The organism is Microvirga sp. GN3, assembly GCF_055792825.1.
This window is the reverse complement of sequence record NZ_JBVVAK010000174.1, coordinates 1-14503: the sequence shown is the minus strand read 5'-3', so window position 1 is coordinate 14503 and position 14503 is coordinate 1. Positions and strand designations below refer to the sequence as shown.

Annotated in this window: 14 protein-coding genes and 1 pseudogene; 3 read left to right on the top strand and 12 right to left on the bottom strand. The window is 60.1% G+C overall.

Going from position 1 to position 14503, the window contains the following annotated elements:
• Positions 1 to 700 (bottom strand): IS630 transposase-related protein (locus ACS5Q1_RS40635; protein WP_473103551.1); only part of this gene is annotated, 700 nt, incomplete at its 3' end.
• A gap of 557 nt (positions 701 to 1257) precedes the next feature.
• Positions 1258 to 2007 carry an O-methyltransferase gene (locus ACS5Q1_RS40630; RefSeq protein ID WP_473103550.1) on the bottom strand — a complete coding sequence of 250 codons (750 nt, stop codon included), beginning with the start codon at positions 2005 to 2007 and terminating at the stop codon, positions 1258 to 1260.
• 446 nt (positions 2008 to 2453) lie between these two features.
• Here ACS5Q1_RS40630 and ACS5Q1_RS40625 point away from each other — a divergent pair, with 446 nt between their 5' ends.
• From ACS5Q1_RS40625 to ACS5Q1_RS40615, 3 genes are all read left to right on the top strand, one after another.
• The gene (locus ACS5Q1_RS40625) at positions 2454 to 3632 is read left to right on the top strand and encodes a glycosyltransferase (protein WP_473103549.1); all 1179 of its coding nucleotides are present in this window, start codon (positions 2454 to 2456) and stop codon (positions 3630 to 3632) included.
• 157 nt (positions 3633 to 3789) lie between these two features.
• Entirely contained in the window at positions 3790 to 5250 is a 1461-nt protein-coding gene (locus tag ACS5Q1_RS40620) for a lipopolysaccharide biosynthesis protein (RefSeq protein ID WP_473103547.1), read from the top strand.
• Positions 5251 to 5486: 236 nt separating this feature from the next.
• Positions 5487 to 5927: a hypothetical protein gene (locus ACS5Q1_RS40615; RefSeq protein WP_473103546.1), complete on the top strand. Its 441-nt coding sequence runs from the start codon at positions 5487 to 5489 to the stop codon at positions 5925 to 5927.
• A 110-nt stretch (positions 5928 to 6037) separates the two neighbouring features.
• On the opposite strand, the gene ACS5Q1_RS40610 is transcribed toward ACS5Q1_RS40615, so the two are convergent.
• The 10 genes and pseudogenes from ACS5Q1_RS40610 to ACS5Q1_RS40565 form a co-directional block, all read right to left on the bottom strand.
• Positions 6038 to 6694: a class I SAM-dependent methyltransferase gene (locus ACS5Q1_RS40610; protein WP_473103552.1), complete on the bottom strand. Its 657-nt coding sequence runs from the start codon at positions 6692 to 6694 to the stop codon at positions 6038 to 6040.
• 500 nt (positions 6695 to 7194) lie between these two features.
• Positions 7195 to 7698 carry a hypothetical protein gene (locus tag ACS5Q1_RS40605; protein WP_473103545.1) on the bottom strand — a complete coding sequence of 168 codons (504 nt, stop codon included), beginning with the start codon at positions 7696 to 7698 and terminating at the stop codon, positions 7195 to 7197.
• A gap of 181 nt (positions 7699 to 7879) precedes the next feature.
• A complete protein-coding gene (locus ACS5Q1_RS40600; protein ID WP_473103544.1) occupies positions 7880 to 8029 on the bottom strand; it encodes a hypothetical protein in 150 nt (49 codons plus the stop codon).
• Positions 8030 to 8804: 775 nt separating this feature from the next.
• Complete coding sequence (locus ACS5Q1_RS40595; RefSeq protein ID WP_473103543.1) at positions 8805 to 9407, bottom strand: hypothetical protein; 603 nt, start codon at positions 9405 to 9407, stop codon at positions 8805 to 8807.
• Complete coding sequence (gene panC / locus ACS5Q1_RS40590; protein ID WP_473103542.1) at positions 9404 to 10339, bottom strand: pantoate--beta-alanine ligase; 936 nt, start codon at positions 10337 to 10339, stop codon at positions 9404 to 9406. Before panC ends, ACS5Q1_RS40595 begins: the two co-directional genes overlap by 4 nt.
• A gap of 10 nt (positions 10340 to 10349) precedes the next feature.
• On the bottom strand, positions 10350 to 11228 hold the full coding sequence (gene panB / locus ACS5Q1_RS40585) for a 3-methyl-2-oxobutanoate hydroxymethyltransferase (protein ID WP_473103541.1): 879 nt from the start codon (positions 11226 to 11228) through the stop codon (positions 10350 to 10352).
• Between the two features lie 602 nt (positions 11229 to 11830).
• Positions 11831 to 12535, bottom strand: a pseudogene (locus ACS5Q1_RS40580) (IS6 family transposase).
• 62 nt (positions 12536 to 12597) lie between these two features.
• Positions 12598 to 13143, bottom strand: coding sequence for an alkylhydroperoxidase, AhpD family (gene ahpD, locus ACS5Q1_RS40575; protein WP_473103540.1), 546 nt, complete (start codon positions 13141 to 13143; stop codon positions 12598 to 12600).
• Between the two features lie 9 nt (positions 13144 to 13152).
• Positions 13153 to 13707 (bottom strand): peroxiredoxin, encoded by a 555-nt coding sequence (locus ACS5Q1_RS40570; protein ID WP_473103539.1) that lies wholly within the window; start codon positions 13705 to 13707, stop codon positions 13153 to 13155.
• A gap of 155 nt (positions 13708 to 13862) precedes the next feature.
• Positions 13863 to 14405 (bottom strand): threonine aldolase family protein, encoded by a 543-nt coding sequence (locus ACS5Q1_RS40565; RefSeq protein ID WP_473103538.1) that lies wholly within the window; start codon positions 14403 to 14405, stop codon positions 13863 to 13865.
• Positions 14406 to 14503 lie beyond the last annotated feature (98 nt).

Genomic DNA, 14503 nt, shown 5'->3' with positions numbered 1-14503 from the left:
CGCCCTTGGACAAGGTCGGGGCGAGTTGGGTCTCCACATAAGTCTCAAAGATCGGCCGGGTCATCGGCCCATCAATCACCCAAGGGGCCGTCAGACCACAGTAGCGCAGCCCCGCCACGAAGGTCTGGGTCAGCCAGTGCCCGAACGGCGCTTTGGCATACAGGCGCTGCCCCTTGGGACAGCGGCCGCGCAGACGCGTCATCTTGGTGGATGTGCCGGTCTCATCGAGACCCGAAGGGCCGCGAAGCGAAACACCAGCCGGTGCGGCTCCTGGCGCATGCGCGGCTGGCGTTTCGTGCGCCAATGATCGCGGGCCTGGCGCACGTCGGCGCGTCCTTGTTCGCTGGCCCGTAGCGTTTTTTTTGAAGCGGTAGCCGTTGCGGCGGAACCAGTGCGAGATCGAAGCAGGCGTGACCTTCGTGCCGAGGGCCAGGAGTTCTGCGGCCAGTTGCGGCATGGTGATGTCGCCCTTCTCGGCCACACGGCGGATAAGGAAGTCGCGATGCGGATCGAGCTTGGAGTAGCGCCAGCCGCCCTCCGGCTTGGGCGCCAGGCTGCCGGTGGCCCGATACGCCGCCATCAGCCGGACCACGAACGCGACCGAGACCTCGAAGTGCCGGGCGGCTTCATGGCAGGAATGGCCCGCCTCGACAAAGCGCGCCACCCGGCGGCGCAGATCCAGCGAGTAGGACTTGGTCATCGCTCATCTCCTCCCAAGAGGGCCGAGACAAGTGAATCACGAAGCCGCTACGCCGCAAAGCCCCAACGACTCCGTCAGAACTGCCGTTGCTCTAGATCTGTGACCCGGTCTTGCAAGCCGGGTTCACGGCCGGCTCTTGATTATTGGCGCGAAAGTAACGCGAACGATCAAGAATGGGCGTAAGCGGGGAGTGATCCGGACCGGGTCAATTAACCTATCATAGGCACATTGTCTCTTTAGCCCGCAGGCGAGCAGCCTGAATGGTCAAGCTGGTAGTGGGCAGCTCTTCTGCTGCGAAGCTCAAGTCCAGTGGAACCGGGGCCAGAAGCGGCAGCAAAATCAGCGTCTTGACTATGCTCATTGACTTCCGGAGGAAATGTTGTCGTGGAAGACATGTCATGCTGGATCAATGGTGTCACTGTGAGCCCGTAGTTCGCAGAAGGCTGCTTTATGGAAATAGCTTAAGAGATTCGGACGGGAGGGACTTTGAATAAGGAACTGGCTTCATCGCCATACGATGAGAGTCTCAGGAACAAAAGGCCAATCAGGTTCTTGGGTCAGTAGAACGCAACGTGAGAAAACTGTCCCGATGCAAATATGGACTGCCGTTTGTTTGCGACGATTCGGCCGCGCTTGAATGCAATGTTGGCTAACTGGAGTTCTTGGGCGATCCGATCACGCAGTAGGGTCTCGCCTCGTCGCTCCGCATCATCAATTACGATAATGAAGCCTGCTGGGTTTAGCTTGCCAAGGAGGGTTAGGCAGCAGTGCCGTGTGTATCTCTGCTCCGGAGTTAGGGCTGGGGGGCCATCCACAACGAGAAGGTCAATGGTCGCATCAAGTTGGGCTGTGTCGAAATCGTAACCGTCATACGAGAGGCCGTCGTCCTCGTAATGTCTGAGCGTTACAACCCTGACCTCATGACTCACACGCGCTCGGACGTGGTCCGCCCAGATCGGATCATGTTCTATCGTTAAGACGCTGCCCGTGATCAAGCTGTGCCGTCTCAATTCGTCGAAGAGCAGGGAAGTCTGTCCAGCCCCTAACTCCAGGATAGACGAGAGCTTTGTCTCGCGCGCAACACGAAGGAGGAAATACAACAGACCATAGTTCGCCGCATTTCCGACCGGATAGAACCTGTTCTCGGCGCCGATTTGCTCCAGATCCCGCTCGAAGATGCGCTGGTAGACAGCCTCCAATCCGGGGTTCGTCGGATCCAAGCCGCCGGTTGCAATTTTCTGAACAAGCCGTGCGGTGCGTGGAAGCGCCTGATCCTGGATGTAGGCCCGAATGCGTTTTCTCATCATCTGTCCCTATCCTCGTGAGTCCATCAACAAACAAGCCATAGGTCAGAGTAATGTCCGGCACCGTCGCAACTAGCGTGGCGCCTTGGCGGGACCAGCTGCCGCACCATAATCCGCTCGGCGGATGAAATTATGGCATCGTGCGCCGAGGCAAATAATGCAGACAGGAAGGCGCGTAACTCGCAAAACTGCCTTTAAGGAACACGCTCTGAAGTGTTCGGAAGTCGTCACGCCGGCCTATAGAACGTCGCCGCGTCTATGCAGCAGAACAGACTTTCAAGGATGTCTCGGCAATGCATTTGTCCGACAGGGATCGTACGGGACCGCTAAATTAGCGCCCGTCGATCCGAAGCTGTCGGCCTGATCGGCCAGCCGAGCTCACAAGCCCGTGCTATCATTCCTCTTGGATCAAGCTTAGCCCAATCCGGCAGGGCGGAGATGTTTCACTCATGGTCGACGAAGCACCAACCCGCAGGATTCTCTTCATCATCAACTCCCTCGAGGGCGGCGGAGCAGAGCGGGTGATGTGTCTCGTGGCGGCCGCGGTAGCGGAAGCCGAGAAGGACTGGAGGATCACTCTCGCCACCCTCGATCAGAAACGCGACAGCTATACGCTTTCGGGGCGCGTGACCCGTATTCGATTAAATGCAGGAGGAACCCTGCTATGGAGCATGATCGCCCTTCGTAGACTGCTTCGTCTGGAACGTCCCGACATCATCGTTAGCTTTCTGACGCGGTCGAACTGTGCCGCAATTGCCTGCTCGCGGCTGGCGGGAATTCCATGCGTCGTCAGCGAACGTGTCCACATCACAAGCCATCTCTCGTCCGATCGGGATCGTCGATTGAAGAAAGCGCTGATCAGGTGCCTCTATCCCTATGCGGATCAGATCGTCGCCGTCTCCGAAGGCATCAGGGACGATCTTGTCGAACATTATGGTGTATCCGCCAAACAGGTAGTGACGATCCACAATCCCGTTGATGCGGATCGGATCAGGCGCGCGGCTCTGATCGCTCCTTCGGTCGATCTTCCTCAAGACTTCATCGTGGCGGTCGGGCGCCTCGTGCCGAACAAGAATTTTTCGATGCTCCTGCGTTCATATGTGGCTGCGAATATCGGAAGCTCGCTCGTGATCCTCGGAGAGGGGCCCGAACGGTCCAGGCTCGAAGCCCTCGCGTCCGAGCTTAGGGTGTCCGACAGGGTTTACTTGCTGGGTTTCGCTGCGAACCCTCACGCCATCCTTGCACGAGCCCAATTCTATGTGTCGCCGTCGAACGCGGAAGGCTTTCCTAATGCTATGATCGAGGCTATGTGCATCGGGCTGCCTGTCGTGTCGACGGATTGCGAGTCCGGTCCATCCGAGATCCTTCAGGGAGAAGCGGGAGCGCGGAAAGTCACGGCGCTGACGAAGGCCAAGTTCGGCATTCTAGTTCCACCTGACAATGAGCACGCTATGAGCACCGCGCTTCAGACAATGAGCGAGCCGCGCAATCGCGGGCACTTCGCCGCCTTGGCCCGGAAGCGCGCGCACGACTTCTCCCTCGATCGCAGTCTGACGGAGTATCGCGCCGTGATTGATGCAAGCCTTTCAGCTCGCGCGTCCGGCAGGCAGCCGGTTGAGGCGATTTGACGTTCCCATGAACGTCGGGACAGACTTCAGGTGCATCCCGGCTTGTCGCTCGGGCCATGCCCTGGAATTGGTCAAGTGCCATAACAGGAGCGTCTGAAGCCCTCAAACCGTCGTTTTACGCCCTCCTCATGGCGTGTATCTCGTCTCAGGTAGCCGGATGACCAAAAGAGTTTCAGCCGCGAGAGCCGTAGCCTACATGGGAGCGGCTCAGGCTTGCAGATTGATGGTTACATTTATGACCGCTCCGATCCTCGGCAGGCTGCTGCACCCGGCTGATTTCGGTCTGATCGCAACCTCGGCGCCGATCATCGGCTTCGTAACAATGATTCAAAATCTGGGTCTGACCCAGGCGATCATTCAACGCCAAACGATCACGAAAGGACAAACCAACACGCTGTTTTGGCTGTCCCTGCTTCTCAGTCTCACGTTCGCCGCCGGTCTGTTCGTTCTGGCGCCCTTGCTGGCGCGTTATTTTCAGGAACCGCGTTTGACGGCCATCATCTGGGCCGGTGCGGCGCTCACCGTGATTTCCGTCATCGCCGAGCAGCCTATGGCGCTCCTGACCCGAGGTCTTCATTTCAGGCTTCTGGCCGTCCTTGACATTCTCGGCATCGTCATTGGGGCTGCCCTTGGGGTTGCGATCGCTTGGTATACACGCAGCTACTGGGCTTTGCTGGTGCCGCTGGCGTGTGCGCGTTCCCTGAACTTGGCGGTTTCGGCCCTTGCGGTCCGGTGGTTCCCGGGTAGACCGGTTTGGGACGAGGCCGCGCGGCAGATGATCGGCTTCGGCGCAGGCCTGTCGACATTCAATGTCTTGAACTTCTTCGCGCGCAGCGCAGACAATCTGATGATTGCCAAGGCCCATGGCGCTGTCGCGCTCGGCTTCTACGATCGGGCCTATAGGCTCATGCTGCTGCCGCTCACGCAGGCGACCTGGCCGTTGAGCCGCATTATGACACCAATTCTTTCGCGACTGCAGGGCGAGCCGGAGGAATATCGCCTCACCTATGTCAGCAGCGTGAGCCTCCTGATGCTTGCGGTGCAACCAGGTGTGTTGTGTGCGGTGATATATTCCGATGCAACCGTCGCCCTTCTCCTCGGAAGCAAGTGGGCGGAAGCAGCACCCATATTTGCCTGGCTGGGGTTCGCGGGTTTGCACCAGACATTCACGTCGACGACGGGCTGGCTGTTCATAAGCCAAGGAAGGATGCGGGAATTCGGTATCGTCGGCCTTGTGGGTTCAATATTGGCGATAGCCTCGTTTGCCGTCGGTCTGCCCTGGGGGCCTCTTGGCGTCGCCATCTCTTATGTCGTCAGCGATTATGCGCTACGACTTCCCTTCACTTGGTACATGACGGGACGAGCAGGCTATGTCGGGATTGGTGACATCTACCGGATCGTCATCCCCCATGCCTGCGGTCTCCTGGTGAGCGCAACTGCGCTGGTTCTGGTCAAGGCATTTCTACAGGCCCCTTCGCCCGTCGCGCTGGGCGGAATTCTCGTTGTCACCTACGTAATCAACTCCGCCGTCCTGACGCTGTTCAGGCCTAAGCGTCTCCTGATGATCCGGGTGCTGAAGGTAGCGTGCCGGAGCGTGATGCTGCGCTCGACTTCCTGAACGGGACGACCATCCTGCAGGATCAGGGCGTCTTCAAGTTGGAGGTGGTGATCTCGACATGGGCAGATGTAAGGGTTGAAACCATTCGGAATTGTAGCAAAACGTTGGTAACTCAGTTCGACATACGTCCCTCCAGAACGCTCTGGAGGCGTGCGATGTTCAAAGGGCTCTGTTGCATTAACCTGTCAAGCCACAGGATCTAGTAGCCATCAGATCGAGCAAACACGCTACCGATTGTGTCTCGCGACGTTAATGCAACAGAGCCGGCGTATCTGCCCTACTGCACACCGCCGGTGTCCGGCTGGAAAACCGGGCTGCTGATCCGGCGCCGGAAGGGCCGCCCGCATCAGTTCACGTTCTATCTCACCCGTTCGCCGGAGGAAACGTCGCTCGCCGAGCTGATGCGGGTGGCCGGCCAGCGCTGGCGGATTGAGAGCTGCTTTGAGGAAGCCAAGGGCGAGACCGGATTGGACGAGTACGAGGTGCGCGCGTGGACGGGTTGGCACCGGCACATCACTCTATCCATATTGGCGCATGCCTATCTGACCATCGTGCGCCAGCACGCCATCGGGGGGAGAAGCCCCCATCGTGCAGGCTGCGGGGCGGTTGCCGCTCACCGTGCCCGAGGTGCGACGCCTGCTCTGGCACTTGGTCTGGGAGCGGCCGCCTTCGGTTGAGGCGGTCGAGCACTGGTCCGTCTGGCGGCGGCATTAGCAGCGCGCTCGCGACTGTCACGGGCGCAAACGCACCCGACACCGCCGTAAATCCCGACTGTAGTACTAGTTGATCAAGTTGGCTTGCGTGCAATGAAAATGGTTTCACCGCGCCACAACCCATAACGGGAAACGTTCGGCTCCGTGGCCATGAATTCGTCGAGTTGGAAACCGGCAGATCTGATCCGGTCCCGAACATCGGCCCCGAAATACCTCACATGATCCTTCTGACCGAAATGCAGAAGACGGTCGGCAGGCGTTTGGATTGTGGGATTCTCGTAGGTTTTGGACCAAGCCTCAAGGACAGGCGTCATGAGCAGTGCCAGTCCACCAGAGCGCAGCACCCGCAGCAATTCCCCGAGGGCTTTGCGGTCATCGACGTGTTCAAGCACATGAGAGCAGATAATCACGTCGAAAGACTCGTCGGGGAGGTCGAGACGTTCAATATTGAGTACAAGATCAGCCCGACCTGGTTCGAGATCAGCGGACTTGTAGTGGTGGGTCTTCTGCTGGACGAGCTGCTTGATGGCTTCCTCTGGCGCAAAATGCAGGACGGTCGTATCGCTCCCCACGATGCTGGGATTGTTGCCGAACCAAAGCGTCAGAAGCCGGTGCCGTTCGAGGCTCCCACATTGCGGGCAACGTGCATCATACCGCGGGGGATGGCCAAAGCTTCGAAAGAATCCCTTGAAGCCACAGAGACAGCATTCACGAGGGAACACCCCCTCCATTCGAGACAGAACAGCCTGCTCGTAAGGAGTTGACAGAGCGGATCTTAAGCGCTTCTGAACCTTGTTCGGAATGATCCTCACTAACCTCCGAAACATTCGCACACCTACGAAGTTTGGCCGGCCTCTACGAGCAGCTCGTGCCGCTTCTCTCCCAAATCATAGCCCTTTCCCTTTGATGAGGCTACGCTTTGAGTGGGCTATGATCGTCAGCGCAGATAAAGGGCTCCGTTCTCTTATTCCGGGGATTCTGGTCAAGCCCTTTGAGCGGTCCTTTCCGTCAGTTCGGCTGATATCACCTGTCGGGTCATGGTTCTCTCCGCGGTCGGCAGACACCGCCGCATGATGGGGTCGGAAGCCTCAGCCTCGCCACATGTTGCATACGCGGTCAATCTGCTCCCTGAGGTTCAGGTTTCAGGCCGCAACGGTGCCCACGCGATGGCTGCTGCCTCGTCCCGACAAGGGACATCGTACCGCCAGACCTGGCGGATCTCTTTGGGTGTCTACCTCATGCGGGCTGCCCTTCCTGGCGCGACCACCGGAAGTCCGTGTTGTTGCGCCACATCCGGTGCAGGATCACGACGTGCTGGACAATGGTGCAAAGTTCGGCCTGTCGCAGGTGGACCTGAGAAGCTCGGATCAACCCGGAAGATCACCCGAACAACATCATCGGCCACCTCGATGCGCTTGACGAGAGTACAGATAATGTCGCGCTTCGTCGTCCAATCCGCACCCGCGAGCCGATCGTGCACCATCGTGGCAAACAGGTCGAGTTTGCCGATAACGAGGTGCAGCGAGCGGATTTGCTCATCGGCCTCCTGGTGAGCCTTGGCTTCGGCTTCCAGCCGGGCTGTCCGGCGGCGCAATGCGGCCAGGCGTGGCTCGAATTCGGGCTTCTCGGTCAGCCCCTCGGTGTAGCTGTCGATCAGCCGCTCGATCGCGCGGCGGGCCTTGGCCAGTTGACGGTCGAGGGCATCGAGTTCGAGCCGATGCGGAGTGGCCTGCACGGCGTCAAGGCGCCGCTGATACTCGGCGATGACCCGTGCCGGATCGTCGAGCAGCCGGCAGACTTCGTTCCATGGGTCGCTGATGCCAGGGGATCGTGCTCTAAGGGCGCCTCAAATTCCACGTTCGATTTATGTTAAGCGTCAGGCTTGAGGAGACCGTAAGGCCAGCCGGTCATACGGCCTAGGGCGAGGTCATCGCCAGATAGATTGCTCCGGCAATACCTATTAGTGCGACTGCCAGACCGATGAGGCGGGCGCTCATAGACAGCTCTCGCCGCACCCACGGCTGCTGATCCACGTGCAACAGGTCGTCCTTATCTGGCTTGGTCATGGAAACGCCCTCTCCCTATCCTAACAAACAGCCTGTCGCGGGGACGAACGGGCAGACGAAGCGTCGTCACACTCATGCACCCTGAGAGGCGTCATGCCGGTTGTTGGTTCTGACCGTTGGGCGGCCAAGCCAGGCACACAATTCTTCCAAGGACGGGAAACTGTGCTCAACCTCCCGGAAGGGTGAAGGCCGCTGGCTCCGAGGCTGATCCTCCAGCAACTCGGCTGTCCACGTATAGGGCTGCCGCGAGCCATTCCTGACAACGCTCGCAACGACCGTGTCATCCAGGAAGAGGTCATAGGCGCCAGCTGAATCAAACGGTAAGTCATTCTGGTGACTTGTCAGATGCAAGTTGTCTATCGTTCCACCCATAGGGCCTCGCGATAGCAGCGTCACGAGCCGCAGCTATGACCAGGTTCGGGCGCTGTCTGGACCGCACCATGAAGGCATCCCATCCAGGTCATTCGGGCTGTGGCGAACGTGACAGCCGTGGAGATCTACGAGGCTGCCAGATGCCGACTGCAGACGGCGATCATCCATGACCTCAACCCCTCCCCTCACTCCGGCGCTCGACCAGCTTTTGCGATTCCATGAGGAGGGTTTCGCGATCGGGCGCGAGAAGTATTGTCGGGCGGTGCCCCTGACGTGCAACAAAGGACACCCACCCAGATTGCGTCGGCCCAAACCGGATCCGATGATCCAGAAATTGAACCTCCTCGAGCAAGCCAGGATCATGGAGGGCTTGAGACGCCATGTCGTGTTGAGCCGTCATCGCTCAAGCCTCACACTCTGTGGCTCGGTTGCAAGCCGATGTCGGGGACGCAAAGGAGACAAGTGCCGAGAAAAAGGATTCTTTGACGAGCGCCAGCGCTGTTCCGGCGCCGCTGAGGATCACGGCTTTATGCTCCAGGATGATCTCAGGATGCGACTGATAGGCTGAATCGCAATGCCCCGGTTGATCCTCCATAGGATCATCAGCGAGTGGCCAAGCGTTGGCAACGAGCGTGCGGCGGACGGGTTGTAGCGGCGCGATAACAGTCCCGAATGGAATGTCTGTCTGGTTCAGGGTCTCGTTCATGTCCGCTGTCAGGCGGTGCGGCACAAACCAGTTCTCCGCTGTCGCGAGGGCAAGCGACCCCCGCATCAGCCGCACCTGCCGGTAGTGGATGGTCTCGGACGCGGCAGGGCTCAGTGCGGTTCCGACCTCATCCGGCACGGCTGACAGCACGCGCTGCTGGCGGCGCTCGACGGTGATCGGCCCCTGTGAGAGGCCATGCTCCTCACACCAAGCCAGGAGGGTGTCCGTCGCCGTTGCGCCAGTAATCAAACGGGTGCTGAGAGCCCAAATGAAGGTTTCGGTGCCCGATGGCGCTGTCATGACGGTCGGGACCCTTCAGCGCCGCCTGTCTCCTGCCGACCGACCGCATAGGAAACCACCTCGAATTCGCGGTCGGACAGAGCGACCGGCGGAGGGGTGAGAAGCACGTTGTCAATCAGGCGCGTGGATCCGACATAGGCGGCGACACACAGGGCAGCCGGCTGTTCCACCAAGCCTAGGATCGCTTCTAGTGTGCTGGCATTCCGCAACTCGAGATACTGCAGTTCGTCGACCTCGGTCATGTGGGCTCGGGCCGCCGCGATCAGCCGCTGGCTGTCGCGCTCGCCCTCCCGGTACGCGGCCTCGGCGGCCAACAGGCCCTGGCTGAGGCAGCGGGCGCGCTCGCGATCGGCGGGGCTCAGATAGCTGTTGCGGCTGCTCAGGGCGAGCCCGTCAGGCTCGCGCACAGTGGGGACTGTCACGATTTCGATCGGCAGGTTCAAGTCCCGCACCATCTGCCGGATCACAGCACATTGCTGGAAGTCCTTCTGGCCGAAGAACGCCACATCCGGCTGCACGATGTTGAACAGCTTGGTCACCACGGTGGCCACGCCCCGGAAGTGCCCGGGCCGAACGGCGCCGCACAGCGGCTCGGCTACAGGCCCAGGCTCGACGGTGGTCTGGAAGCCGAGCGGGTAGATCTCGCCGGCATCCGGCATGAAGATCATGGTCACACCTGCCGTGCGGCAGAGGTCGTGATCCTGCTCCAGGGCACGCGGGTAGCGGTCGAGATCCTCATTGGGTCCGAATTGGGTCGGATTGACGAAGATGCTGACCACGGTGATGTCGCAGCGGGTAACGCTCTCGCTGATGAGCGCTCGATGGCCTTCGTGCAGAAAGCCCATGGTGGGCACGAACCCGACCCACAGGCCTGAGGCGCGGTAGCCGCGCAGGCACTGGTTCAGGGACTTGATCGTGCGGAAGGTGAGCATCGGTAAGGCCTCATGAGCGGGTGGAGGGGTGGGGCGTCCAGGCGGCAACCGCCGCGTGAACATTGGCGGGGAGCGCATAGGACTCGGCCGATGATGGAAAGGCGCCGCCACGGACGTCCTTGGTCCAGTGCGAAAGAGCCTGCTGCAGCAGGTCAAAGCCATCGACGTAGGTGCGCACGAACTTCGGCCGATGACCCTGCGTCAGTCCAAGCACATCATGCAGGACGAGCACCTGACCCGAGCAGTGAGGCCCTGCCCCGATGCCGATGGTGGGGATGCTGAGGGTCTGGGTGATCCGGGCCGCCAACTCGGAGGGGATGCCCTCGAGCACGAGCGCAAAGCAGCCAGCCTCCTGGAGCCGGTGGGCGTCCTCCAGGATCCGGACAGCGTCCTCGGTTCCCCTGCCCTGCACCTTGAAGCCGCCCATGGCATGCACGCTCTGCGGCGTCAGGCCGAGATGGCCCATGACCGGGATCTCGCACTCCACAAGCGCTCGGATCGTTTCGACACGCTTTTCTCCGCCCTCCAGCTTTACGGCGGCGGCACCGCGCTGGAGAAAGCCGCCGGCATTGCACAAGGTGTCATCGAGGCTGAGGTGATAGCTGAGATAAGGCATATCGGCCACGAGCAAGGCACGAGGCTTGGTCCGAGCGACCGCTTCGAGATGATGGTTCATCATCGCCATGCTGACCGGCAGTGTGTTGTCGAAGCCCAGACAGACATTGCCGACGCTGTCGCCGACCAGGATCATGTCCACGACAGGGTCAGCCAAGCGCGCCGTGACGGGATCATAGGCTGTGGTCATCACAAGCCGCTGGCCATTGCGCACCCGTTGCTGCAGCATCGGGATGGTGACAGGCGGCCGATCAGGTGAAGGATGATAGCTCATGCGTACCTGCGCAACATTGCGGCCGTAGGGGCAGCCCGACCACGTCCTTAATCAGGTTAAAAATAGGCTGCCGTTGCCAGCAACTCGAGTTTGGGAGGAACGACTTTCCTCAGAGGAGCGATAACACGGGCAGAAGTGAACCGCGCAAGCCGATTACCATTTATCGTGGCTAATTGAAGTCCTGCTTCGTTCGTGTAATCGATTTCGCAGTTTTATTTCAGTAATCCATACGTGAGCTGTGACTGAGGAGACACAGTTTGCCGGCGCGTGTAACGCGACCCTTCACGATGTTATGTATCTCAAGGCAAAGACAGCAATAATAATCAGCGAAGGACAAACCTGACTGCTCTCATGGCTCCTGATTGCGGGGTGCTCTCGATCGGCAAGGGACGCGCTCGTTGACGCTCCCGATCTATGCAGCCATCAGGCACTGAGCAGCGGACAGATCGCTGAGGGAGCGGCTCACTCTCAGTAGGCCCACCACTGAGCCTTGGTGACGAGGAAGCCCCGGAACACCTGAGCCCGGGCGACAGAGCGCAACTCTTCCGGGGGCGATGTCACGTTAACCTGAGAAGGTCGCAATAAGCCCTGCATGGCTGATTTCAGGCAAGAACGCCCGCCGCGGCTTTCCACTCCGTAATAGCTCGGAGGCGATGAATGTGGGCGGCGAGGGCGGACCGACAGGAGGGGGATGGAACGAACAGGTTTCTGACCGCCGAAAAGATTGAGGTGAATCGCTGTAGACCTCCTGCTGATCGGAAGCCCTACATCATTTGCTCGCGCTTCCGCAGTGGGACATGCGAGTTCTCGGCCCTGTTGTTCAATCCTTTGTGCGAGCGATGGTCGACCTTTGGCATGATTTGTCGCCTGGCCGCTCCGTACGAGGGCAGCTTATCGGTGATGATACGCTTCGGCGCTACGCCTTGCTTTCTCAACAGCCGGGTCAGCAATCGCTTGGCTGCCTTGGTATTGCGACGGCTTTGCACGATCTCATCAAGCACATATCCGTCTTGGTCCACAGCCCGCCACAACCAGTGTTTCTGGCCGGCGATGGTGACCGCGACTTCGTCGAGGTGCCAGATATCATTGCGGCTCGGTCTCTTGCGCTTGAGGCGGTAAGCGTAATCCGGACCGAACTTCCGGGCCCACCGCCGGACGGTTTCGTACGAGACGAGAATACCGCGCTCGAACAGCATCTCCTCGACAAGCCGCAAGCTCAGGGGAAACCTGAAATAGAGCCACACCGCATGAGCGATAATCTGAGGTGGGAACCGATGGCGCTTATAGCTGATGGCGGGCAGGGTCATATTGCTGAGCCTACCCCAGACCGTCCTGACACCAAGTTACCGTGACATCGCCAAAATATGACCTACTCCGCGGCGACCAGGGAGGGAGTTCCCGCAGCCTCGAGAGCAACTGCGGCCGACTGGATCACCGCGGCGAAGCGGACGGCCGTATGGATCTCGGCCGCGCTGACGCCCGCCTCCCGCAGGACATTCTCGTGGCTGTCGATGCACAGTCCGCAGCCGTTGATGGCTGACACGGCAAGCGACCACAGCTCGAAGTCGATCTTATCGACGCCGGGATTGGCGATGACGTTCATGCGCAGCCGCGCCGGCATCGAACCGTATTCCTTGTTCGAGACCAAGTGCACGAAGCGGTAGTAGACGTTGTTCATCGCCATGATCGAGGCGGCCGCGCGGGCTGCATCGAGAGCCTCGGGCGAAAGATGCGCCTTCGCCTCCACTTCCAAGGCCCCGGCGACCACGGAATTCCGGGTCGCAAGCCCGCAGGCGACGAAGAGTCCGTACTTGCGCTGGTCCGACAACGTTTCGTCGGACGCTAGCGAGGACAGGTTCAGGCGCACGTCCTTCGCGAAGGCCGGCAGTTCTTCCTTGAGGCTCTCAATCGACATGGACCTTCCTCAGGCTGCCTTCAGGATCTCGCCGCCAACCTCGCGGTTGCAAGGGCAGAGCTCCTCCGTCTGCAGAGCGTCGAGGACACGCAGGGTGTCCTTGGGATTGCGGCCAACGTTCAGATTGGTTGCATAGACGTGCCGGATCGTATTGTCCGGATCGACCACGAAGGTGTAGCGATAGGCAACGCCGTCCGGCGAGCGCACGCCCAGACCGTCGACGAGCGAACCGTTGGTGTCGGCGAACTGCCAGATCGCAAGCCGGTCGAGATCCTTGTGCTCGCGGCGCCAGGCGAGCTTGACGAACTCGTTGTCGGTCGAGCCGCCGAGAACGACCGCATCGCGGTCCGCGAACTCACCCGACAGACGCGCGAACTCGGCGATCTCGGTGGGGCACACGAAAGTGAAGTCCTTTGGGTAGAAGAAAATGATCTTCCACTTGCCCGGGAAGCTTGCCTCGGTGATCGTCTCGAAGGCGCTCTCGCCATTTTCGAGGTGGGCGTGGAACCTCGGCTTCACGCCCGTCACCGAGAACGCGGGCAGCTTCTGACCGATACCAAGCATCTGAAATCTCCTGCAATAAGAACTTGCGGCGCACTGATGCAAAAGTCATGCGCTAAGGTCAATGGGCATGGCGGCTGCGGGCGCAAAAACGTGGCACAACGCGGCCATGCCTTTCGCGCATATCCTAGGTCGATTGGCGGCCTTCGCGCGGCGTGTCACGCAGAGACGTCGAGAGACCGGGCGTGAGGAGCCGCCGATGGCTGACAGCCGGACGAGCCGAAGTAATCCCCGATCGCCGCTATGGTCGTTTTGATGTCGTGGCCCGTAACGCCGAGATGCGTCACGAGCCGCCTCACGGGGCCGACGACGGCAAGGATGCCTTTTTCCCCCAAGATGGGCCTGCAACCGCGCGCAATGGTCTTCCGGAACCTGAACGAACAGCATGTTGGTCGCCAGCGATCGGATCTCGGGCCGGCGATGGACGCGAGACTCTCCGCAAGGCTTTTGGCGTGGGCATGATCCTCGGCCAGGCGCTCCATGTGGTGGTCGAGCGCATAATGGCACGCGGTGGCAAGATAGCCGCTCTGCCGCATGCCGCCGAGAACCTTGCGCCAGCGCCGCGCCTCCTTGATGAGGTCCGGATCACCGACGAGCACCGATCCGACCGGCGCGCCCATGCCCTTCGAGAAACACAGAGAGACGGAATCGAACGGAGCATAGATTTCGGCTAACGCGTTTTTGGTTTCAGTGTAGGACATAGCCGGCGTGCCTGATCCAGCCTTTGGCATCGTTTGCGGTGATGGTGTCGAGGGCTGGTTTGAGTTCGGCTTCCAAGGCTTCGAGAGTGCGTACCGCT